Origin of the sequence: Glaciimonas sp. PAMC28666, assembly GCF_016917355.1 — a bacterium.
Taxonomy (GTDB): domain Bacteria; phylum Pseudomonadota; class Gammaproteobacteria; order Burkholderiales; family Burkholderiaceae_D; genus Glaciimonas.
In genome coordinates, this window is the sequence record NZ_CP070304.1 from 4,067,140 (window position 1) to 4,088,412 (window position 21,273).

20 protein-coding genes are annotated in these 21,273 nt (G+C 51.0%); 19 read left to right on the forward strand and 1 reads right to left on the reverse strand.

From position 1 onward, the window contains the following. Window positions 1-35 precede the first annotated feature (35 nt). The 3 genes from JQN73_RS17260 (at window position 36) to JQN73_RS17270 (ending at window position 5,171) form a co-directional block, all read left to right on the forward strand. Window positions 36-1,430, forward strand: coding sequence for an MFS transporter (locus tag JQN73_RS17260; protein WP_205323434.1), 1,395 nt, complete (start codon window positions 36-38; stop codon window positions 1,428-1,430). 394 nt (window positions 1,431-1,824) lie between these two features. Beyond that, on the forward strand, window positions 1,825-3,135 hold the full coding sequence (locus tag JQN73_RS17265) for a sodium:proton antiporter (RefSeq protein ID WP_205320202.1): 1,311 nt from the start codon (window positions 1,825-1,827) through the stop codon (window positions 3,133-3,135). 272 nt (window positions 3,136-3,407) lie between these two features. After that, window positions 3,408-5,171 (forward strand): cation:proton antiporter, encoded by a 1,764-nt coding sequence (locus JQN73_RS17270; protein ID WP_205320204.1) that lies wholly within the window; start codon window positions 3,408-3,410, stop codon window positions 5,169-5,171. Window positions 5,172-5,227: 56 nt separating this feature from the next. Here the strand turns inward: JQN73_RS17270 and JQN73_RS17275 are convergent, their stop codons facing one another. Continuing rightward, window positions 5,228-6,016, reverse strand: coding sequence for an IclR family transcriptional regulator (locus JQN73_RS17275; RefSeq protein ID WP_205320206.1), 789 nt, complete (start codon window positions 6,014-6,016; stop codon window positions 5,228-5,230). 371 nt (window positions 6,017-6,387) lie between these two features. Between JQN73_RS17275 and JQN73_RS17280 the strand changes: the two genes are divergently transcribed. The 16 genes from JQN73_RS17280 to cysW all read left to right on the forward strand — a co-directional run bounded on the left by JQN73_RS17280 (window position 6,388) and on the right by cysW (window position 21,253). After that, window positions 6,388-8,211: a glycoside hydrolase family 15 protein gene (locus JQN73_RS17280; protein WP_205320208.1), complete on the forward strand. Its 1,824-nt coding sequence runs from the start codon at window positions 6,388-6,390 to the stop codon at window positions 8,209-8,211. A 47-nt stretch (window positions 8,212-8,258) separates the two neighbouring features. Further along, window positions 8,259-9,014, forward strand: a complete 756-nt coding sequence (locus JQN73_RS17285; RefSeq protein WP_205320210.1) for an ROK family protein — start codon at window positions 8,259-8,261, stop codon at window positions 9,012-9,014. Between the two features lie 176 nt (window positions 9,015-9,190). Continuing rightward, window positions 9,191-9,652 (forward strand): diacylglycerol kinase, encoded by a 462-nt coding sequence (locus JQN73_RS17290; RefSeq protein WP_205320212.1) that lies wholly within the window; start codon window positions 9,191-9,193, stop codon window positions 9,650-9,652. Window positions 9,653-9,796: 144 nt separating this feature from the next. Then, window positions 9,797-10,819, forward strand: coding sequence for a sulfate ABC transporter substrate-binding protein (locus JQN73_RS17295; RefSeq protein ID WP_205320214.1), 1,023 nt, complete (start codon window positions 9,797-9,799; stop codon window positions 10,817-10,819). A 144-nt stretch (window positions 10,820-10,963) separates the two neighbouring features. Continuing rightward, entirely contained in the window at window positions 10,964-11,554 is a 591-nt protein-coding gene (gene ssuE / locus JQN73_RS17300) for an NADPH-dependent FMN reductase (RefSeq protein WP_205320218.1), read from the forward strand. A gap of 199 nt (window positions 11,555-11,753) precedes the next feature. Next, window positions 11,754-12,746 carry a sulfonate ABC transporter substrate-binding protein gene (locus JQN73_RS17305; protein ID WP_205320219.1) on the forward strand — a complete coding sequence of 331 codons (993 nt, stop codon included), beginning with the start codon at window positions 11,754-11,756 and terminating at the stop codon, window positions 12,744-12,746. A 9-nt stretch (window positions 12,747-12,755) separates the two neighbouring features. Next, window positions 12,756-13,787, forward strand: coding sequence for a sulfonate ABC transporter substrate-binding protein (locus JQN73_RS17310; RefSeq protein WP_205320220.1), 1,032 nt, complete (start codon window positions 12,756-12,758; stop codon window positions 13,785-13,787). Between the two features lie 48 nt (window positions 13,788-13,835). After that, complete coding sequence (gene ssuD, locus JQN73_RS17315; RefSeq protein WP_205320221.1) at window positions 13,836-15,008, forward strand: FMNH2-dependent alkanesulfonate monooxygenase; 1,173 nt, start codon at window positions 13,836-13,838, stop codon at window positions 15,006-15,008. A 130-nt stretch (window positions 15,009-15,138) separates the two neighbouring features. Further along, on the forward strand, window positions 15,139-15,990 hold the full coding sequence (gene ssuC / locus JQN73_RS17320; RefSeq protein ID WP_255542190.1) for an aliphatic sulfonate ABC transporter permease SsuC: 852 nt from the start codon (window positions 15,139-15,141) through the stop codon (window positions 15,988-15,990). 39 nt (window positions 15,991-16,029) lie between these two features. Continuing rightward, the gene (locus tag JQN73_RS17325; protein ID WP_205320222.1) at window positions 16,030-16,887 is read left to right on the forward strand and encodes an ATP-binding cassette domain-containing protein; all 858 of its coding nucleotides are present in this window, start codon (window positions 16,030-16,032) and stop codon (window positions 16,885-16,887) included. Window positions 16,888-16,944: 57 nt separating this feature from the next. Next, window positions 16,945-17,163 carry a molybdopterin-binding protein gene (locus tag JQN73_RS17330; RefSeq protein ID WP_205320223.1) on the forward strand — a complete coding sequence of 73 codons (219 nt, stop codon included), beginning with the start codon at window positions 16,945-16,947 and terminating at the stop codon, window positions 17,161-17,163. A gap of 126 nt (window positions 17,164-17,289) precedes the next feature. Beyond that, complete coding sequence (locus tag JQN73_RS17335; protein ID WP_108442330.1) at window positions 17,290-17,505, forward strand: molybdopterin-binding protein; 216 nt, start codon at window positions 17,290-17,292, stop codon at window positions 17,503-17,505. A 23-nt stretch (window positions 17,506-17,528) separates the two neighbouring features. Continuing rightward, on the forward strand, window positions 17,529-18,551 hold the full coding sequence (locus JQN73_RS17340; protein WP_205320224.1) for an EAL domain-containing protein: 1,023 nt from the start codon (window positions 17,529-17,531) through the stop codon (window positions 18,549-18,551). 30 nt (window positions 18,552-18,581) lie between these two features. Beyond that, a complete protein-coding gene (locus JQN73_RS17345; RefSeq protein ID WP_205320225.1) occupies window positions 18,582-19,175 on the forward strand; it encodes an alpha/beta hydrolase in 594 nt (197 codons plus the stop codon). 221 nt (window positions 19,176-19,396) lie between these two features. Next, window positions 19,397-20,272: a sulfate ABC transporter permease subunit CysT gene (cysT, locus tag JQN73_RS17350; protein WP_205320226.1), complete on the forward strand. Its 876-nt coding sequence runs from the start codon at window positions 19,397-19,399 to the stop codon at window positions 20,270-20,272. A gap of 18 nt (window positions 20,273-20,290) precedes the next feature. Continuing rightward, window positions 20,291-21,253: a sulfate ABC transporter permease subunit CysW gene (gene cysW, locus JQN73_RS17355; protein WP_205320227.1), complete on the forward strand. Its 963-nt coding sequence runs from the start codon at window positions 20,291-20,293 to the stop codon at window positions 21,251-21,253. The last annotated feature ends 20 nt before the right edge of the window (window positions 21,254-21,273 follow it).

A 21,273-nucleotide genomic window follows, 5' to 3' on the forward strand; every position in this document is an offset into this window, starting at 1 on the left:
AGCTTATTAAATAGCGTTTTCTTCCCTTGACTGCAGTGCGCCGTACTTTCCTCATTCCCCTTATCGTAGCCTGTGCGTTGTTCATGGAAAACATGGACGCAACGGTGATTACAACGTCGTTGCCGGTGTTGGCGCATGATTTGGGGCAGCAGCCTATCACCCTTAAGCTTGCACTTACTGCTTATGTGGTGGGACTCGGCGTGTTTATCCCCATTTGTGGCTGGGTCGCGGATCGCTTTGGCGCTCGGCCCGTATTTCGTGCAGCTATCGGCGTCTTTATGGCGGGATCGTTATTGTGCGCGGTATCGAGTTCTCTACTTGCGTTTGTTGCTGCGCGCTTTTTACAGGGAATAGGCGGGGCGATGATGGTGCCCGTTGGGCGGATTGTTATTTTCAGATCGGTGCCGCGTTCAGATCTGGTGACGGCGATCAGTTATTTGACAATACCCTCGTTACTGGGGCCGGTAATCGGTCCACCGCTAGGCGGGTTCATCACCACTTACTTTCATTGGCGCTGGATTTTCATTATCAATGTTCCGATTAGTCTTCTCGGCATTTATCTGGCGGGTCGTTTTATTGAGAACTTCCGGGCGGATGAGCAGCAACCACTGGATGTAAAAGGTTTTGTTCTTTCAGCAATCGGCAGCACGATGTTGATGTTGGGCTTGTCCCTGATCGACGGTGAGTTGGTCTCTGCGAAGCTGGCGGCCGGCATGTGCGCGGTTGGCGTACTTTTCTTGTTGCTGTACCTGCGGCACGCACGCACGGCGCCTTTTCCACTACTCGATTTGAGCTTGCTGCGAATTCCTACCTTTAGGGTGAGTGTGCTAGCTGGCTCTTTATTCCGGATCGGCCTTGGGGCGGTGCCGTTTTTACTGCCACTATCGTTACAAATCGGTCTGGGTATGACCGCCTTTCACGCCGGTACGATTACTTGCGCGTCGGCTTTCGGGGCGATCTTCATGAAAGCTATCGGCGGCAATGTATTGCGCCGCTTCGGCTTCCGGTCTGTATTAATCTGGAATGCATTACTCGCCGCACTGGCATTGGCCTCGTATGGCCTGTTCACAATAGACACACCGTATCTGGTAATGCTTGCGGTGGTACTCCTGGGCGGCTTTTTCCCTTCGATGCAATTTACCTGTTTCAATTCGATGGCGTATGCTGAACTGGATAGTGCGGACGTGAGTCGGGCTACCAGCCTGTCGAGCGTGGTGCAACAAATTTCGTTAGGTCTCGGCGTCACCATCGGTGGGCTGGCCATTATATTTTCAAGCCGCTTGCAAGGCCATGCTACGGTAGTCGCTGCCGATTTTTGGCCAGCATTCCTCGTTATTGCATTGTTCTCGCTGGCCTCAATACCGGTCGCTCGTCGTTTGCCGCTCAACGCAGGAAGCGCTTTGACAGGGCATATGGTCACTAAATTGTGACAAGCTTGTACGGTGATAATGCGATTAGCGTTTGATGCTGGATGAACTTCATTCCATCAAAACACTCTATACAGCAGAGTTGATCGCTATTTTCTGGTGCGGGTATACGTGCTATGAGGCAGCGTCCAACATATATTTTCTAAAAGCCTTTCAGTTGCGCATTAACGCAATCACCGCAATTGTAGCAAAGCCGCCGCCGTCCAGTAAGTCGCTTGAGAGTGCATACGGGAATACGCTTTCAATTAGCTTGATAAATTCGGTTGGATTCGCTCCGTTAACGCCCTCCTAATCGCTTTCTTCTCTGCTAGTTTTAGTAGACGCGCCTGACCCACCTTAACTGCGAGGAGTTATTGCCATCGATCACTCTCTTATCTGGTATCTGATCGTCGGCATTTTGTTATTGTCGATGGGTTTAATGGCATCGCTATTGGAGCGCTGGCCGGTCAGCCCCGCTATGTTTTATCTGCCTGTCGGTTATATATTGGGGCCTGCGGTCAGCGGCTTGATTACATTTGTGCCAGCCGAGCACGCTTTATTGCTGACAACGGTAGCCAAAATCGCGCTGTTACTATCGTTGTTCACGGTCGGGCTAAAGTTACGTATGCCCTTAAGTGATAGCATTTGGCGGCTTCCGTTACGCCTGGGCGTTCTGGCGATGCTGGTAACGATTCCGCTCATTACGGTGGCGGGTCTTTTTCTATGTGACTTGCCATTGGGCGCGGCGGTTTTGTTGGGAGCAATCCTGGCACCGACCGATCCGGTGTTAGCGTCCGACGTTCAGATAAAAGATCTCGGCGATCGCGATCGGATTCGCTTCAGCCTTACCGGGGAAGGTGGCCTCAACGACGGCACCGCATTTCCATTTGTGATGCTTGGACTGGCCTGGTTGGGGGTCCCGTCAGCAGGGGCTTTTGCGAACATTTATACCGTGTCGCATGTATTGTGGAGCATTATTGCAGGGCTCGGCGGTGGCTGGATTTTGGGATGGCTGGTGGGCCGCGTGGTGATTGGATTGCGACGGCGTTTTCGACTGGCTCTGGGCATGGAAGAGTTTCTTGGCATCGGCCTCATTGCATTGGCGTACGGTGCAACCGAGCTGATTCACGGTATCGGATTTTTAGCAGTATTCGCCGCGGGTCTGGCGATGCGACGGATTGAGTCTACCAATAGCGGCCAACTTCGTGCTGATCGTGGCCTTGATGAAGCAGTCTATCAACTGCCCGTAAAAGGGGATGAAGAACTTGCCACGCATCCAGCGAAAGCATCGGCCTACATGACCGAAACGGTACTGGGTTTTAATCAGCAACTGGAGAATTTTGCAGAATTGTTGATGGTGATACTCACCGGCATTTTGTTATCCCATATCGGCTTTTCGGTTTATGGCGTCGTGCTGGCGTTACTTCTATTTTTTGTCATCCGTCCGTTGTCAGTTGCCATCGCGCTGGTCGGTGCCAATGTGACGGCTCTGCAGCGACGTCTGATGGCTTGGTTCGGCATCAAGGGAATTGGCTCGATTTACTATCTGGCGTTTGCGCTGCAATACCAATGGATTGCCCCCGCCGGATATAAAGCGGAAGCGTTAGCACCGCGTATCAGTTCTATTGTGTTGACGGTTGTGGCAATGTCCATCGTCATGCATGGTATTTCCGCGACCCCGCTAATGGAAATGTATCGGCGTCGACGACGGCGGCAGCGTCAGGGCTGAAAGGCCTCGGGTGCCTCGGCTCGTTATCGACCTTGATAGGCTATCCGATGGTGGTAGTTTTTTTTGCGCATATCGCCGTTACGGTCTGTGACAAGAGAATTGAGTTGGCTGCCTTTTGTGCGTTCCGAATGAAATTATCGCGGTCGATACGCCGGTCGATACGCTATTATGCCGAGATGATCAGTTGAATCAGGGAAATAATTTTTAGATCGTCTCATTATATTTTCCTTGATTCCAACACGCTTGTACCCATTTTAAAGGAAAATTTCACGATGCCTGCAGTAGAGTTGTTCATCCAGGATCTGGCAGTCATCATGCTGATAGCCGGAGTGGTAACGGTGGTATTTAACCGCTTCAAACAGCCCGTTGTACTCGGCTACATCGTTGCGGGTATTATCATTGGTCCTTACACGCCGCCGTTCCAGTTAATTCAGGATGAACACACGATTCACATTCTGTCAGAGCTTGGGGTCATTTTCTTACTGTTTTCTTTAGGGCTCGAGTTCAGTCTCAAAAAGCTGGGGAAAGTCGGGGCAACGGCATTTTTAGTGGCTTTAGCGGAAATCAGTTTGATGTTATGGGTTGGCTATGAGATCGGTGTCTACTTCGGCTGGAAGACCATGGACGCTGTCTTTCTCGGCGCGATGTTGGCTGTCTCGTCAACCACGATTATCGTCAAGGCATTAACTGAGCTCAAGATGAAAGAGGAAAAGTTTGCGCAGTTGATCTTTGGTATTTTGATCATCGAAGATATCCTCGCCATCGGCATGATTGCCTTGCTGTCCGGGATTGCTGCGACTGGCTCTGTGAATGCAATCGAGGTTGCGGGAACGGTTGGACGTCTTTTATTATTTATGATTGTGGCGCTGGTATTAGGGATTTTGATTGTGCCGCGCCTGCTGGCCTACGTCGCGCAATTCAAGAACAAAGAAGTGTTCCTGATTACAGTACTGGGTCTCTGTTTCGGCTTTTGTTTATTGGTAATGAAGCTTAACTATAGCGTCGCATTGGGTGCCTTTATCATTGGCGCGGTGATGGCCGAGTCGCGCCACTTGCCTCAGATCGAACGCCTGATCGAGCCTATACGCGATATGTTTAGTGCGATTTTCTTCGTCGCTATCGGACTGCTGGTTAACCCAACTGTGCTGGTGAAATATTGGCTGCCAATCCTGGTCATCACGATTGCCGTTGTATTGGGTAAGCTGGTGAGTTGCGGCATCGCCACTTTTCTATCAGGTCATAACGGCAGAACCTCCATGCGGGTCGGGATGGGGCTGGCCCAGATTGGTGAATTCTCCTTTATCATCGCCGCGCTCGGCGTCAGTTTAAAAGTGACCAGTGATTTTCTGTATCCGACTGTCGTCGCTGTATCGGTCATGACGACCCTGTTGACACCTTATCTGATCAAATTGGCTGACCCTTTGTCCGCGCGACTCGCGAAGTCGATGCCGGTGAAACTGGCATCAGTTTTCGGCATGTATTCGACTTGGCTGGAGAGCTTGCAACCGCAGGGTGACCGTGCCGAGCTTTCAAAAATCATTCGACGTATCTTGTTGCAAGTTACAGTGAATCTGGCAATGGTTGCTGCAATCTTTATTATCTGTGGATACTTCTCGGATACGCTAGGCGGTTGGATGTCGGGCTGGATCGCAGATATACAAATTCAGAAAGCAGTCGTCTGGGGCGGTGCTTTGCTGATCTCATTGCCGTTTTTGATCGCGACGTATCGCAAATTGCAAGCGCTGAGCATGTTGTTGGCAGAAATCGCGGTGCGTCCGGAGCATGCCGGTTTGCATACTTACGCAGTCCGGCGCGTGATTGCCGAGGTGATTCCGGCCTTGTCGATCATTGGTATTATGTTGCTAATCGTTATCCTCAGTAGCCGAATTTTACCGACCACCAATTTACTTATTTTGGTTTTGATTGCAGCGGCAGGCCTGGCGTTTTTATTATGGCAGCGTTTTGTTAAGCTTCACTCAAAATTGCAAATTGCGTTATTTGATACCCTTAACGAGCAGCCCGACGAAAAGCATTGAAGAGCATTAAAAAGCATTAAAAAGCATTAAAAAGCATTTAGCCCGGGTGACGTGCTTCAGCTATCCGCGGCCACAGCATATCCTAAGACGGCCGAAATTTGCTGCGCGGTCGTCATCAAATCTGCGACCCATTCTTCCTGCAAACGATCCGCAGGAGCCGAGATAGATAAACCGGCTATCAGTTTGCCTGAATCGTCACGGATGCCTGCTGCCATGCAGCGGACACCGAGTTCGAGCTCTTCATTGTCACGCGCATAGCCTAGCGAGCGAACTAACCCTAGTTCACGTTCCAGCTTGCTCAGATCGGTGATCGAATTTTTGTTATGACCCGCCAGGCCGGTGCGCGTTGCATAGGCACGGACCAACTTAGGATCGTCTATTGACAGAAAAAGCTTCCCGGTCGAGGTCAGATGTAATGGCGCACGACCTCCGATTGCGCGCACTACCTGCATCCCTGAGCGCTCCGAGAATGCACGGTCGATATACACGATCTCGTCACTTTGACGAACCGAAAGATTGACAGTTTGATTAGTTTTCCGGTGGAGAGTACGCATAAAGTCTAGCGCTGCTTCGCGCACGTTAAGGCGACTTTTAACCACGTTACCAAGTTCCAGCAAGCGCATACCGAGCCGATAGGTCCCCGGTTCAGAGCGATCCACAAATCGCTTGAGCACCAGGTCATTCAGAATGCGATGGGCCGTAGAGGGATGCAGGCTGGTTGCCGCCGAGAGTTCCTTCAGACTGACCGGATCAGGGTAGAGCGCAAGCGTATCCAGCAATGACATCATGCGTTCAATGACCTGAATGGAAGTCTTGCCAAGATCGTCTGCGGGGGCTGGTTTCATGAGAATAGGTGATTTCTGTCTGATTGACGGCGAAATGATATGTTATATCACAATGTGAAAAATTGAGGAATGCTATTCTGAAGCATTTCGCTGATGCAATAAACATCAGGATGTCAAAATTATTAATTTTGCGAGTTGTTATTTATCAGGTGAGCAGTTGCGACCATCATTGCTGGTTTTAACCAGAAACGTCGGGGAGATTCGTTTCTGCTCCCACGCTTTACCCGCACCGCAATGTCGTTTGAGAAACGGGGTATCATGAAACTGAGTTGCATCCGGTCACCATAGCGTGGCGGGATATTCAAATAAGCGGACACATAAGACAGAATGATGCCTGCGGCGAAAGCTGCTAACCAACATAAGGTTTGCTGATGCCACTTCCCATTGAAGAATATGCACTGATCGGTGATTGCCATACTGCGGCGTTGGTCGGTCGCGATGGCTCCATTGACTGGCTTTGTTTGCCGCGCTTCGATTCCGGCGCCTGTTTCTCGGCATTGCTAGGCGCGCCTGAACACGGGCGCTGGCTGATCGCACCGCAAGCTGCGATACGCAGCACGCGAAGGCAATACCGTGATGGCACCCTGATTTTAGAAACCGAATTTGAAACCGACGATGGTGTCGTCCGCATCATCGATTGCATGCCAGTGTCGGATGAGCGTTGGGATGTCTTGCGGATTGTTGAGGGCGTGAGCGGAAGAGTGGCGATGAGCATGGAGCTCATCATCCGCTTTGACTATGGGTCCATCGTGCCTTGGGTGCAGCAAGTGGATGACGTGTTGTTAGCAACGGCCGGGCCGCATACGCTGGAGCTGCGCACGACCGTGGACGTCCACGGCGAAAACATGAAAAGTGTCGCCGAGTTCCACGTTAATGAAGGCGAGCGTGTACCATTTTCCCTCAATTATCGGCCCTCCTATGAGGCGACTCAGATTATCGTCGATCCCGAGGAGTCGCTAAAGATCACTGAAAGCGGGTGGCGTAAATGGTCCGAGCGTAATATCTATCAGGGGCGCTGGCGCGACGCCGTAGTGCGTTCCCTGATCACGCTAAGAGCGCTTATCTACGCGCCTACCGGTGGCATAATTGCGGCGCCCACGACTTCCTTGCCGGAACAATTGGGTGGCGTTCGCAACTGGGATTATCGCTATTGCTGGTTACGCGATGCGACCTTCACCCTGAATGCGCTGTTGCTGGCTGGATACCAGGATGAGGCGATCGCCTGGCGCGAGTGGTTGCTGCGCGCCGCCGCGGGTAGTCCCGAGGATTTACAGATACTCTACAGTGTTACCGGTGAGCGACGCCTTGATGAAACAGTTTTGGACTGGTTGCCGGGTTATGGCAATGCTGCGCCGGTGCGTGTGGGCAACGCCGCATCGAAACAATTTCAGCTTGATGTCTACGGGGAGGTAATGGATACCTTGCATCTGGCCCGTTCGGCCGGCATGGAATCCGATCTCAGCACCTGGAAGATTCAAGTTGCGTTGCTACACTTTCTAGAATCGAACTGGCAGCTACCGGACGAAGGAATTTGGGAAATTCGCGGTCCGCGCCTGCATTTCACCCACTCCAAAGTGATGGCGTGGGTTGCCTTTGATCGGGCCATTAAGGATGTTGAAGTGTTTGGACTTGAAGGTCCGGTTGCGCGCTGGCGCGAGGTGCGCGACACGATTCATGCACAGGTTTGCGCTGAAGGATACGACGCCATCAACAATACGTTCGTGCAGTCTTACGGCTCATCTCATCTTGATGCAAGTTTGTTATTGATGATGCAGGTTGGCTTTTTGCCTTGTGATGATCCGCGCGTCCGTGGGACTGTGGAAGCTATCGAACGCAGCCTGATGGTGAACGGGCTCGTCTTGCGTTATTCGACCGGTACCAATGTGGATGCGCTGCCGCCAGGGGAGGGCGTATTCCTGCCCTGTTCATTCTGGCTCGCCGACAGTCTTGTGTTAATGGGGCGTCGAGAAGAGGGCGAGGCATTGTTTGAGCGTCTGCTTGACCTGCGCAATGACGTTGGCTTGCTATCGGAAGAATACGACGTGCCGGGACGCCATATGCTGGGCAATTTCCCGCAAGCGTTGACCCACATGGCATTGATTAATACGGCCAGATTGTTATCCATCCCGGTACAGCAAGCGACTCGCGTAGGCGATACCGCACAGCGGCCCGGATCGGTAACGCGTACATCGTGAGTATTTCAACTATGACAAAGATGACAAATCAGAGAAAGGACAAACCTATGAAAATACTGGTTATCGACGTTGGCGGCTCCCACGTGAAGTGTGTGTCAACTGACAATAAAACCCCAGTTAATTTCGAATCAGGCCCAAAGATGACGCCGGAGTTGATGGTCAAAGGCATACTCAGCATTACTAAAGGTTGGGAATTCGATGCAGTATCGATGGGCTATCCTGGCGTGGTCAGGCGTGGTCGGATCGTACGCGAACCCGAAAATCTCGGACCATGTTGGGTCGGATTCGATTTTCAGGCGGCCTTTGGCTTACCGGTAAAGGTGATTAACGATGCTGCGATGCAGGCGTTGGGTGGCTACGAAGGTGGGAAAATGCTGTTTCTTGGCTTGGGGACTGGCCTTGGTTCAGCATTCATTGTCGACGGCGTGATAGCGGCGATGGAATTGGGACACTTACCTTATACGGATGGACGTACTTACGAAGATTATCTGGGCGAACTGGGCCGGGAAAAGATGGGCAACAAAAAATGGCGTGGTCTGGTCAAAGACGTCGTGAAGGGTTTTCGCAAAGCGTTATTGCCAGATTACGTGGTATTAGGCGGCGGCAATGTCGTCCATCTTAAGCGCTTGCCGCCTCACACGCGACGTGGCGACAACGCTTTCGCTTTTTTGGGCGGGTTTCGATTATGGGAGCGCAAAGATCAAAATGCGCCGGGTAAAGTAAAGGCTGACTGGACCGTCGCGGACGAGGGCGACTGGCACGAACCTGTTACAGAGCAGACAGTGGCTGGTAGCACGAAATAAGGCGCCTCAAGCTAGGTGCGTGCCATACAACAACCTTTTTACTTTAAAGCTGAATTTTGTCCGCTAACGGTAAAGCTTGTCATATGGGGCTGTTAAAATTCGCCAGCAGCACCATAAACGTCTAGCCATTTCATCGGCGACCTTTGCCAAAAATCAGACTTGAAGTGAAGTTCAGCATGCGCAAACAAACACAGAATCCATCATCGGCTTCCTCAGCAAAGTCACCATCCGGTACGAGCGAAAAAAAGCTGGCAGTTGAGCAACCTATTAGCGAATTTAAAAGCACCAAAGGTCTCAAGCGGATATTTTCTGCGTTGTTTTACTCCTATGATGGACTAAAGTCAGCCTGGAAAAATGAGAACGCATTTCGGCAAGAATTAATGGTGGTGGTCCCGGGTATTATTATTGCCTTTTTTCTGCCGGTCTCAGCGCTCCAAAAATTGCTCCTGATTGCGGTGCTGGTCTGGATCATTATCGTCGAGTTAATTAATTCAGCGATTGAAGCGGTAGTGGATCGGGTTTCGCTAGAACGCAATCCCTTATCAAAAAATGCGAAAGATTTTGGCAGTGCTGCGGTGTTATTAACCTGTATCCTGGCGCTCGCGACATGGATAGTGATTCTTTATCCGTTATTTTGATAGAAATGGCGGCCCCTTATGCATTGGGGTTGTCCATGCTTATCTGTTTTCCGCATAACGAGAGAAGAAAGAATTCGTTCTTTTTTTTCTCCACTCTGATTAATCTGTCTTCTCCAAAACAAAAAAAGTCCAGGGAAGCAGATCATGTTGAAACAACTCGTCCGAACGGCAATCACCATTGCGTTAGTGGCTCAAATTGGCATCGCGCCTATCGTACGCGCGGCGGATTTTTCGATACTGAATGTGTCTTATGATCCGACCCGTGAGCTCTATCAGGAATATAACAAAGCGTTCGCCAAATACTGGAAAGAAAAAACCGGCGATAACGTCACAATCAAAGCTTCCCATGGCGGCTCCGGTAAGCAAGGGCGCTCGGTTATCGACGGTCTGGACGCTGATGTAGTCACACTGGCGCTGGCGTATGATATTGACGAGATTTCTGCCAAAGCTAAACTGTTGCCGGCCGACTGGCAAAAGCGCCTCGCACATAACAGCACACCTTATACTTCGACCATTGTTTTGCTGGTGCGCAAAGGCAATCCAAAAGGGATTAAGGATTGGGATGATATCGCCAAGCCTGGCGTATCCGTGATCGTCGCTAATCCAAAGACCTCCGGTGGTGCACGCTGGGCTTATCTTGCCGCCTATGGTTATGCTCTGAAGAAGAATAACAACGACGACGCGAAGGCACGTGACTTCATTAGCCGTGTGTATAAAAACGTTCCGGTGCTGGATTCAGGTGCGCGCGGATCAACCGTCACGTTTGCTGAACGCGGTGTTGGTGATGTCTTGTTGTCGTGGGAAAACGAAGCCTATCTGGTGCAAGCCGAATTCGGCAAAGACAAATTTGATGTCGTATTCCCATCCAGTAGTATTCTGGCAGAGCCGCCGGTTGCTGTCGTCGACAAGGTAGTCGACAAGCGCGGCACCCGTAAGATTGCTGAAGCTTATCTGCAATATCTATACTCGCCTGAGGGCCAGGAAATCGCAGCACACAACTATTATCGTCCGACCGATCCAAAGGTCGCGACCAAGTATGCATCACGTTTTCCAAAATTAAATCTGTTCACCATCGATACGGTTTTCGGTGGCTGGCAGAAGGCCCAAAAAACGCACTTTAGCGATGGCGGCGTGTTTGATCAAATTTACCAGCCTGGCGCAAAATAAGAATCATATTTACGGATTTGGAGGCTGCCCCGCTGGCGGCATCAATGATAGTCAGGTGATTAGTCAGGTGATGTAGGCCCGGCATAGGTCACCTGCGTTGCTCTTGTTTTCGGTTTAGAACATCGTTTAAAAAGTTTGAAAAAAATGACTATCCTTTTATTAGCCGGCAGCCCTTCGGCACCATCCCGTTCCACCCGGGTTTTGCATCATATCGGGGAAAAACTGGCGTTGTTAGGACATCGATATACCAAGCTGGACATTCGGGATTTGCCGGGTGATGCCGTGATGCATGCCGATTTCAGCAATGTGGCAATTCAAAGCGCATTGGCTCAGGTCGCCGCAGCTAGCGCAGTCGTAGTGGCAACTCCAGTCTATAAAGCCGCCTACAGCGGTGCATTGAAGGCATTTTTGGATTTGTTACCGCAATTTGGTTTACAGGACAAGTTGGTGTTGCCCCTCGCGACCGGTGGCGGCCAGTCACATATGCTGGCTTTGGACTATGCCTTGCGCCCGGTATTGTCATCGTTGGGACCAAGGCATGTATTGCAAAGTATTTATGCGACGGAAGCGCAGGTGAGTTGGTCGGAAGAGGACGGTCTCGTACTGGCGGCAGAAATCGTCAATCGGATTAACGAGGGTGTCGAGCAGTTATCTAACAGTCTGTTGGCACACCAGAACGTAAGTGGTAGTGGTTTTACCGCCATTCCGTTCTCCCAGATTCGATGTAGCGTTTAAATATTGCCTGTGTCGGGTGTTATCCGGCGCGTCTGGTACGCGTCGTGACACATGAACGGGGTGGACGCTCAGCATCTGGCCCTGATCGAACGATTTATAGTTTATTTCCCCAACCGCATCGTATGACGATGCTTTAAGAACCCAAATAATCGGGTTGGGGAGGGCTTCGTCTAAAAATGACGATTTTCAGGAATTTGATATGACCGAATTTAAAAACAAACTACTTACGCGTCGCCGTGCGCTGGCGATGTTATCTGCCGCGGCAGCTGGTGCCGTCACCACGTTAGTGCCGCAGTGTGCATGGGCACAGGACCAACGCGTGCTGCGTATCGGTTATCAAAAGGCAGCCAGCACGTTGGTGCTTTTGAAGGCACACGGTACTTTGGAAAGGCATCTGGCACGGTTAGGCATCGAGGTAAAGTGGGCAGAGTTTTCAGCCGGGCCGCAATTATTGGAGGCTTTGAACGTTGGATCGGTTGATTTTGGGTATGTTGGCGAAGCGCCACCGATCATCGCCCAGGCGGCGGGGGCCAATTTTGTGTATAGCGGCTATGAGATTCCAACACCGCTAGCAGAAAGCATCCTGGTCCCGCAGCATTCGCCGATACACACCGTAGCGGAATTAAGGGGCAAGAAGATTGCCTTTAATAAAGGATCGGATGTGCACTGGTTGGTGATCAGCCTCCTGAAAAAAGCAAATATTTCTTATTCCGAATTTCAACCGATTTATCTCGCACCGGCAGACGCGCGCGCCGCCTTTGAACGTGGCGCGGTGGATGCGTGGGCGATCTGGGATCCTTTTCAAACTGCGGCAATCAAGCAACTTAATGCCAGGGTGTTAGCGAGTGGCGCGGGCGTCGTCAGCCATCATCAATTCTTTTTGAGTGCGCGCCCATACGCAGAAAAAAATCCAGCAATCATCAGCGCGATTCTCGACGAAGTGGGTAAAGAAGGACAGTGGATACGCGCAAACGTAAAAGAAGCCTCGGTACAACTGGCGCCGATCCAAGGTTTGGACAAAGACGTTATCGAAATTGGTTTAAAAAATTACGCACATATCTACAAGCCTATTGACAACAAAGTATTGGAGGAGCAACAAAAAATTGCAGATACCTTTTTCGAGCTGAAGTTGATTCCGAGAAGAATCTCGACGCGTGATGCGGTGTTAGCTGCGCCAGCCGCCAAGGTATAGGTAGATACGATGAAGAGTGAACATTTTTTCCATCGGAAATTCGGTTGCCTGGCGCTGACAAGGGTGCTGCGCCAGTTTATCTTGCTGATCTTGTTTGCGAATTTCTCCTTGGTGGGAGCGTCAGCCATGGCGACCGCTGATAAAAAGGAGCCTGAGCAAATCCGCATTGGTTTCCAAAAAAGCGCGGTTAATTTGGTAGTTTTGAAACAGCGCAATATTCTGGAACAACGCTTTAAGAACAGCAAGATAGTCTGGCTGGAATTTCCAGCCGGTCCACAATTGCTGGAGGCGCTATCAGTCGGCAGTCTGGATTTTGGTCTGACCGGCGACAGTCCACCGGTCTTTGCGCAAGCTGCCAATAAAGATTTGGTGTACGTTGGCGCAGAGTCGCCCAAGCCGGAAAGTTCGGCAATTATTGTACCTTCCGACTCTTCTATCAGGACTTTAGCAGATTTAAAGGGTAAGAAAATTGCGCTTCAAAAAGGCTCAAGCGCGCATTTCCTTTTGGTACAGGCGGTCAGGAAAGCCGGTTTGACATGGACTGATATTCAGCCTATTTATCTGGCCCCCGCAGATGCTCGAGCAGCATTTGAGCGCGGCAGTGTTGATGCCTGGTCTATTTGGGATCCTTATTACGGCGCAGCAGAATTAGCGCTTAAACCACGCGTACTGACAACTGGAAAAGGGCTGACAAATAATAATTCTTTCTATCTGGCATCGCGTTCTTTTGCGCAAACCTATCCAAACACGGTGTTGATTTTGTTGGATGAGCTTACAAAAGCTGATCAATATGTGCAAGCGCATCGAAAGGAAGTCGCGCAAAGCATTGCTGATTTGAGCGGTTTGAATTTGGCCACCGTGCATCTATTTTTGGCGCGGCGCCCGGGCCCGTCACCGACCACTGTATTGCATGCGGCGATGGTGACAGATCAACAGCGTGTCGCGGATAGCTTTAAAGAGATCGGTCTGATTCCGAAGGCGATCAAAGTCGCCGACATTGTGTGGCAGCCACCAGGGACCGCTTTGGCGACAGCAAAATAGTATCCACATTTTATAACATCAGTTTGTATTTTTAATACGGAATCTGCAATGAACGTTTTCTGGTTTATCCCAACGCACGGTGATAGTCGTTATCTTGGTACTACCCAAGGTGCCCGTCCGGTCAATTACGATTATATGAAACAAGTGGCAGTTGCTGCCGATACGCTTGGGTATGACGGCGTGCTATTGCCGACCGGACGCTCTTGCGAAGACGCCTGGGTGGTCGCCTCCAGTCTTATTGGGGCGACGCAAAAACTTAAATTCCTGGTGGCGATTCGTCCCGGTCTCAGCAGTCCGGGCTTGGCGGTAAGGATGGCTTCGACATTTGACCGACTATCCAACGGTCGTCTTTTGATCAATGTCGTGACCGGTGGTGATCAAGGCGAGTTGGAAGCCGATGGCGTATTTGCTGAGCATACCGAACGCTACGAAATTTCGGACGAATTTCTGCGCGTCTGGCGTGCCGCGATGGCGGGTGAGGGCGGCGCTGAAGGATACAATTTCAATGGCAAGCATATCACCGTAAAAGGTGCAAAAACCCTGTATCCGCCGGTTCAAAAGCCCTATCCGCCATTGTATTTCGGTGGTTCATCGGCCCCCGCACACGAACTGGCAGCGGAGCAAGTGGACGTTTATCTGACGTGGGGCGAACCGCCGGCAGCGGTAGCAGAAAAAATCGCTGATATGCGTGCTCGGGCCGCCAAATACGGTCGCACCGTGCGCTTCGGCATTCGTCTGCACGTGATTGTCCGCGAGACCAACGAGGCTGCCTGGAAAGCAGCTGAAGAACTCATTAGTTATGTGGATGATGATGTTATATCGCGGGCGCAAGCCGCGTTCTCGAAGATGGACTCTGAAGGGCAGCGCCGAATGGCAGCGCTGCATGGCGGCAAGCGTGACAAGCTTGAAGTGTCGCCCAATTTATGGGCCGGCGTCGGCTTGGTGCGCGGGGGAGCCGGAACGGCCTTAGTGGGCGATGCTGCAACAGTCGTTGAGCGCATGAAAGAATACGAAGCACTGGGAATCGATACGTTTATTTTTTCTGGCTATCCGCATCTGGAGGAATCGTACCGATTTGCCGAGTTGATATTTCCGTTGTTAGGGAAAGGCCATGCCGCTGATGGCGAGCACTCTTTGAGTGGGCCGTTTGGGGAAGTGATGGCGAACAATTTGTTCCCGCAAGCGCAAATCACTCGAGAAACGTCCAGTAATACGCGATAACTGAAATGGCTGAATGCATGTTGAGCAGGCAGCTCGATCAAAGTATTCAGAACTGTGGTCGGCCTCCACGTCAACACACGACTTTATCAGTACAAAGGATCACCGCACATCCAATGGATGGAAGGAAATAATGATGAGCACCGTTATTAATCAGTCAGTCGCGCCGCGATTCACCAATGCCAGAATCCGTCCAAAACAGCGGAAGGCCATTGGCACACGTGCGACAGCGTGGCGCGCGGCGCTAATGCAGTGGCTAGTACCGATTTTGCTGATTGCCGGGTGGGAACTGGCGGCGAGGGTTGGCTGGCTTTCCAGCCGTATTTTGCCAGAGCCATTCGCCGTCGGGCGCGCGGCATGGTCGTTGGCACTGTCCGGCGAGCTATGGAAGCACGTGTCGGTCAGTGCTTGGCGGGCAATCTCAGGTTTTGTGGTTGGCGGTGGTTGTGGTTTGCTGTTAGGTTTGCTGACCGGAACTTTTAAGACCGCCGAAACACTCCTGGATACAACGATTCAGATGGTGCGCAATATTCCTGCGTTGGCACTGATTCCGCTGGTCATCTTGTGGTTCGGAATTGATGAGTCATCAAAATTGTTTCTGGTTTCAATTGGCGTATTTTTTCCAATCTATTTAAATACTTTTCATGGCATCCGCTCGGTTGACAAAGGATTAATCGAGATGGCTAAGAGTTACGGCCTGTCGGGTTGGCCGTTGTATCGGGACGTTATCTTGCCGGGGGCATTGCCATCGATTCTGGTCGGCGTTCGATTTTCTCTGGGACTGGTCTGGGTGCTGCTGATTGTCGCGGAAACGATTTCTGCACAGGCTGGCATAGGCTACATGACCATGAATGCTCGTGAATTTTTACAGACCGACGTTGTGCTGGTAGGCATTCTTTTGTACGCCTTGTTAGGGAAACTGGCAGACATGCTGGCGCGGGGATTAGAGCGCTACTGGCTGCGCTGGCATCCCGGATATCAATGACACGACGCCCAAAAAATTAACACTGCAATGGAGTTGAATATGCAAATTGATCCTGTTGAAAATGCTCACGTAAAGGCCGTCGCGCAGCACGGTGCGAGGTCGGGACGCGGGATTGGTATCGCCATCCAGGCGGTATCGAAATCCTACGCCGGTCGGGAAGTCTTGAAATCATTGGACGTTGAAATCGGGGCCGGCGAGTTTGTGGCGATTGTAGGGCGCAGTGGTTGCGGAAAAAGTACGCTTTTGCGATTAATCGCAGGCTTGGAGAGTGAGTCCTCTGGCGAAATTCAGTTCGGGGCCGGACGCAAAGCTGAACAAGCGCCGGAAATTCGCATTATGTTTCAGGACTCCCGTCTTCTTCCCTGGAAAAAGGTATTAAACAACGTTGCATTAGGCTTACCGGCAAAGTTGTCGGCGGTGACCGCTGGCAATGCATTGCGGCAGGTCGGGCTCGAAGATCGCGCACAAGAATGGCCTGCGGTATTGTCCGGTGGGCAACGACAGCGTGTCGCTTTAGCGAGAGCGTTGGTGCATGACCCTGAACTGTTATTGCTGGATGAACCGCTAGGTGCACTCGACGCGTTGACACGGATTGAAATGCAGCATCTGATCGAATCGTTATGGCAGGGCAGCGGCTTCACCGCCGTGTTGGTCACCCATGATGTGCAGGAAGCAATCGCGCTGGCTGACCGTGTTCTGCTCATCGAAGAAGGTGAAATCACGCTCGACGAACGCATTGATTTGCCGCGTCCACGGGCACGCGGCAACTTACTATTTGCCCAACTGGAAGAAAAAATTCTCGCGCGGGTATTAAAACATCCAGCCCCTGAAACCGATGCGACATTGGGAGATATCTCTTTGCTGCGCACCGTAAGCCAGGTTAGTTGGGCCATTTAGGCCGAACCACATCCGTACTTAACGCGTTACCCGTACTTTCAACGCCCAGGAGGCATCATGAGTATTCAAGCAATCAATGTTCGGAATCAATTTAGAGGAAAAATTATCAGTATCGTCGAAGACGAGGTCCTCTCAGGTCTAGACATAGAAACCCCGATTGGCATCGTATCGTCCGTCATCACAACCCGTTCGGTTAAAGACCTGGGGCTAGTCGTCGGGTCGGAAGTTGTCGCGTTGATTAAAGCGACTGAAGTATCGATTGGAAAATTATCCTAGTGTTTAGTAATCTGTAGAAATCACGGGGTTGAAGTTGAAGTTAAGGTTGTCGTTGCTTTAGATAGCAACATTCCTTACGAATTTCCCGTTAGCCGTCACCCAATTAAATTATCCATAGGAAATACCATGTCAATCCAAGCCATCAATGTACGCAATCAATTTAAAGGTCGCATTAAAGCAATCATCGAGGGCACTGTCGTTTCCGAAATTGATGTAGAAACTCCCGCAGGAATAGTGACCTCTGTGATCACGACCCGATCAGTCAAAGATTTGGGCCTTGTTATCGGTACTGAAGTAGTGGCATTGGTAAAAGCCACAGAAGTATCCATCGCGAAAATTTAAAGATTTAAAAATATAGGCTGACCATGTTATTTCCCGCTCTGGAACACTATTTGGCGCGCTTGCAGGAAACCACGTTGCCCAAAGCAACTTCGTCAGAACAGTCAGACGATGCCGAATTAATGAGCCGAAATCCGGCGAATCGCGTCTGGCTGGACTCTGACGGCCGTGTGCAGGGTACTTATTTCAACACGACCCTGACGAGCGTTTTCCAGCCGATTCGTCAGATTGCAGTGAGTAGAGAGGATGTGAACAGTCCGACCAGCACCGACAGTATTGATATTTCGGAAGCTCATAAGGACACCCACAAAATTGTCGGTTATGAAGGTTTTGCACATAGCTACTCGCCGAATGACAATGGGTTGTACTTATGGAAGCTTCTCGACCATGCTGCCAGCGACGACGAGTCGATTGAACTGGACCGCCTATGCCGAATGCTACATTCGATCAATTTCTACCGCCAGTCAAAGGAGGGCAGCGAGGCCGAACAATCTCCCCAAAATGCCGATCTCTACCTCAGCGTGCATGCGCGCCTGTTGGCGGCTGTCGATAGTAATCATGGCATGGCATTTCGTCGAATTTTGAGATTACTGGGATTGCCGCATGAAAATATCGTGCTGCAGTTGCCAACGATTACGTCGACACAAAGTTGGTTATTAAACTATGTTCTCGACAATTATCGACGCAATCAATTCCGACTCGCAGTGAATGCCGATACCGTGGCGCAGGCGCATGGTTTGCTGGAACGGGTCCGACCAGATGTCCTCAAGATTGATGGGCGGGGTTTAATCAACGACGCTGAAACCCAACGTTTGCTCGAAATCACTCAAAAGCGTGGGATTCGGGTTATTTTTAAGCGCCTTGAAAAACTGCGGGATTTTGAAAGTGTGCAAAAACTGGCCGAACAATCCTTTGTTTTGACCGGCGCACGAATTGCGGGTCAAGGATTCTTCTGGGATCGGCCGCAAGCTTCGTTGGGTGTGTTTTCAGCATCCGTTCGGGTAAATCAGTCAGCGATGGCTTCGCCGTCGCAGCAAGCCCCCCTTTAAATGGGTTGCCCCGTGGGATGCCCCTTAATTATGCAGAACATATCGTTATCCCAGTCATTGTCGGATTTCCGGGTATTGATCGTACCGGGGTTAGATAACAGCGGACCGCAACATTGGCAATCTCGCTGGCAACATCTGTTTCCAACATGCGTGCGGATCGAACAGGAACAATGGGATCGCCCAGATTTGCAAAGATGGTCACAACGTCTGCAGGAAGGATTATTTCAAAAAATGCCGGTGGACAGACCAATATTACTAATAGCCCATAGTTTTGGATGCCTGACGACGATTCATAGCACGTTAGCGCACGTTCCGCTTATAAAAGAGCGCGTCGCCGGTGCTTTGCTGGTAGCACCCGCAGACCCGGAAAAGTTTGGGATAAGCGCAGAACTGCGTGCCAGTTTGCCATTTCCATCGATCGTAGTGGGCAGTCAGAATGACCCGTGGATGGAGGCCAGCGAAACGGTCAAATGGGCGAAATTATGGGGATCTGAGTATATTGATGCAGGCGCTCTTGGGCACATTAACGCGGATTCGCAGCTCGGTGACTGGGTTGATGGGCAAGCTTTATTGGAGCGGTTGGTTCAAACCGCCGGTGCCGATAAAACATCTAAAATAAATTAATTCAAACTATGGTCGTCACTCACCATGGTTGAGGTGGCGCGTAACGCCACCGTGTCCTGCAAATAGGCCATTTTTCCGGGACCTTCGGCGGTCGATTTTGCGTTACAGCATTGCTTATGCGAAATCAGTCTATCAACATGCAAAAAAGTTAGTTCGCTTTATAACAAACAGATGCGAATATCCTCGTTCGTTAGCTGTATTTGTAATAAGGAACTGATTTCATGCCCGGTCAAGCCACTTTATCTGCCCCACATTCGCTTAAATCTGCCACGCCTTTCCGGGTAATGCCGGGGTTTCGCCTGTCCCTCGGTGTCACGCTATTTTATTTAGCGTTGATTGTGTTGATTCCGCTATCAGCGGTATTTCTCAAGACGTTCACGATGAGCTGGGCGGACTTTGTGCTCGCCGTGACATCGCCTAGAGTGATGGCGTCTTATCGGTTGACATTCGGCGTATCGCTGTTGGCCGCGCTGTTGAACGTCGTATTTGGCGGTATCGTGGCTTGGGTGCTGGTCCGCTATTCATTTCCGGGTAAAAAACTGATTGATGCGTTGGTTGATCTGCCGTTTGCGTTGCCGACTGCGGTCGCCGGTATCGCTCTGACGGCCTTATATTCCGCCAATGGCTGGTTTGGTCGTTATCTGGAACCGTTAGGGATAAAGGTGGCTTTTACGCCTTTGGGAATATTGGTGGCGTTGACGTTTATTGGTTTGCCGTTTGTGGTGCGCACGGTGCAGCCGGTACTGGAGGATGCCGAGCGCGAGTTAGAGGAGGCCGCCGCAAGTCTTGGTGCCAATAACTGGCAGACCTTTGCCAGAGTCATTTTCCCCACCGTATTACCGGCGTTGATGACCGGCTTTGCCTTAGCTTTCGCGCGCGCCACGGGGGAATATGGCTCCGTCATTTTTATTGCTGGCAATATGCCGATGGTCTCTGAAATCACACCCTTATTTATTATCACAAAATTGGAACAATACGACTACACCGGTGCGACCGCGATCGCCGTGGTGATGTTGACGGCTTCTTTTTTGATGCTGTTGACGATTAATGTTTTGCAGGCCTGGGCCCGCAAGCGTGGTCAATCGGAAAAAGTTTAAGAGAAAGTTTAAGTCGCTATGAGTGCCATTCCATTAAATGACAATCCTGCAGTGAGCGCCGCACCCACTGCCTCCCGTAAAAAAGGTGTGGTTACGCTGCATGCCAAGGGTGAGCCAATTCACGTGCCGCACGCAACGCAAGAGCCATTTTGGGTGCGGTCTGTGCTATTCACGGTGGCATTGCTATTTTTGACGTTTTTTTTAGTCGTACCGTTGGTTTCCGTGTTTGTCGAGGCCTTTAAAAAAGGCTGGGAAGCCTACATTGCCGCGATCATAGAACCGGATGCAGTAAGCGCTATCAAGCTGACTTTATTAACCGCGGTGATTGCGGTTCCTCTCAATCTTGTGTTTGGTGTTTCTGCCTCTTGGGTCATCGCCAAGTTTGACTTCCGCGGCAAGAACATCTTATTGACACTGATCGATTTGCCCTTTTCCGTATCGCCGGTAATCTCCGGTTTGATCTATGTGCTGCTGTTCGGTGCGCAAGGCTGGTTTGGGCCGTGGTTGCGCGATCATGACATCAAGATTTTATTTGCTGTGCCCGGCATCGTACTGGCGACAGTATTCGTTACGTTCCCATTTGTGGCGCGTGAATTGATCCCGCTGATGCAGGCGCAAGGCAGCGAGGAAGAAGAGGCTGCATTGGTGCTCGGCGCATCCGGCTGGAAAACTTTCTGGTACGTGACTTTACCGAATATCAAATGGGGCTTGCTATACGGCGTGATCCTGTGCAATGCACGGGCCATGGGTGAGTTTGGCGCGGTGTCGGTGGTATCCGGACACATTCGGGGCGAGACCAACACCATTCCTTTGCAAGTCGAAATTTTGTATAACGAATATAACTTTCAGGCGGCGTTCGCGGTCGCCTCACTGCTGGCATTTCTGGCGTTGGTCACATTAGCACTGAAGTCCTTTATTGAATGGCGTTTGCGGGATGAGACTTCCGGTGTGAACGCCAACAGCGCAGTGGTCCACCCATGATGCAGACGACATTATCAGGA

Coding starts and splice junctions, on each gene's coding strand:
- JQN73_RS17270 (WP_205320204.1), top strand. CDS start 3,408: ATGCCTGCAGTAGAGTTGTTCATCCAGGATCTGGCAGTCATCATGCTG.
- JQN73_RS17275 (WP_205320206.1), bottom strand. CDS start 6,016: ATGAAACCAGCCCCCGCAGACGATCTTGGCAAGACTTCCATTCAGGTC.
- JQN73_RS17280 (WP_205320208.1), top strand. CDS start 6,388: ATGCCACTTCCCATTGAAGAATATGCACTGATCGGTGATTGCCATACT.
- JQN73_RS17285 (WP_205320210.1), top strand. CDS start 8,259: ATGAAAATACTGGTTATCGACGTTGGCGGCTCCCACGTGAAGTGTGTG.
- JQN73_RS17290 (WP_205320212.1), top strand. CDS start 9,191: ATGCGCAAACAAACACAGAATCCATCATCGGCTTCCTCAGCAAAGTCA.
- JQN73_RS17295 (WP_205320214.1), top strand. CDS start 9,797: ATGTTGAAACAACTCGTCCGAACGGCAATCACCATTGCGTTAGTGGCT.
- ssuE (WP_205320218.1), top strand. CDS start 10,964: ATGACTATCCTTTTATTAGCCGGCAGCCCTTCGGCACCATCCCGTTCC.
- JQN73_RS17305 (WP_205320219.1), top strand. CDS start 11,754: ATGACCGAATTTAAAAACAAACTACTTACGCGTCGCCGTGCGCTGGCG.
- JQN73_RS17310 (WP_205320220.1), top strand. CDS start 12,756: ATGAAGAGTGAACATTTTTTCCATCGGAAATTCGGTTGCCTGGCGCTG.
- ssuD (WP_205320221.1), top strand. CDS start 13,836: ATGAACGTTTTCTGGTTTATCCCAACGCACGGTGATAGTCGTTATCTT.
- ssuC (WP_255542190.1), top strand. CDS start 15,139: ATGATGAGCACCGTTATTAATCAGTCAGTCGCGCCGCGATTCACCAAT.
- JQN73_RS17325 (WP_205320222.1), top strand. CDS start 16,030: ATGCAAATTGATCCTGTTGAAAATGCTCACGTAAAGGCCGTCGCGCAG.
- JQN73_RS17330 (WP_205320223.1), top strand. CDS start 16,945: ATGAGTATTCAAGCAATCAATGTTCGGAATCAATTTAGAGGAAAAATT.
- JQN73_RS17335 (WP_108442330.1), top strand. CDS start 17,290: ATGTCAATCCAAGCCATCAATGTACGCAATCAATTTAAAGGTCGCATT.
- JQN73_RS17340 (WP_205320224.1), top strand. CDS start 17,529: ATGTTATTTCCCGCTCTGGAACACTATTTGGCGCGCTTGCAGGAAACC.
- JQN73_RS17345 (WP_205320225.1), top strand. CDS start 18,582: ATGCAGAACATATCGTTATCCCAGTCATTGTCGGATTTCCGGGTATTG.
- cysT (WP_205320226.1), top strand. CDS start 19,397: ATGCCCGGTCAAGCCACTTTATCTGCCCCACATTCGCTTAAATCTGCC.
- cysW (WP_205320227.1), top strand. CDS start 20,291: ATGAGTGCCATTCCATTAAATGACAATCCTGCAGTGAGCGCCGCACCC.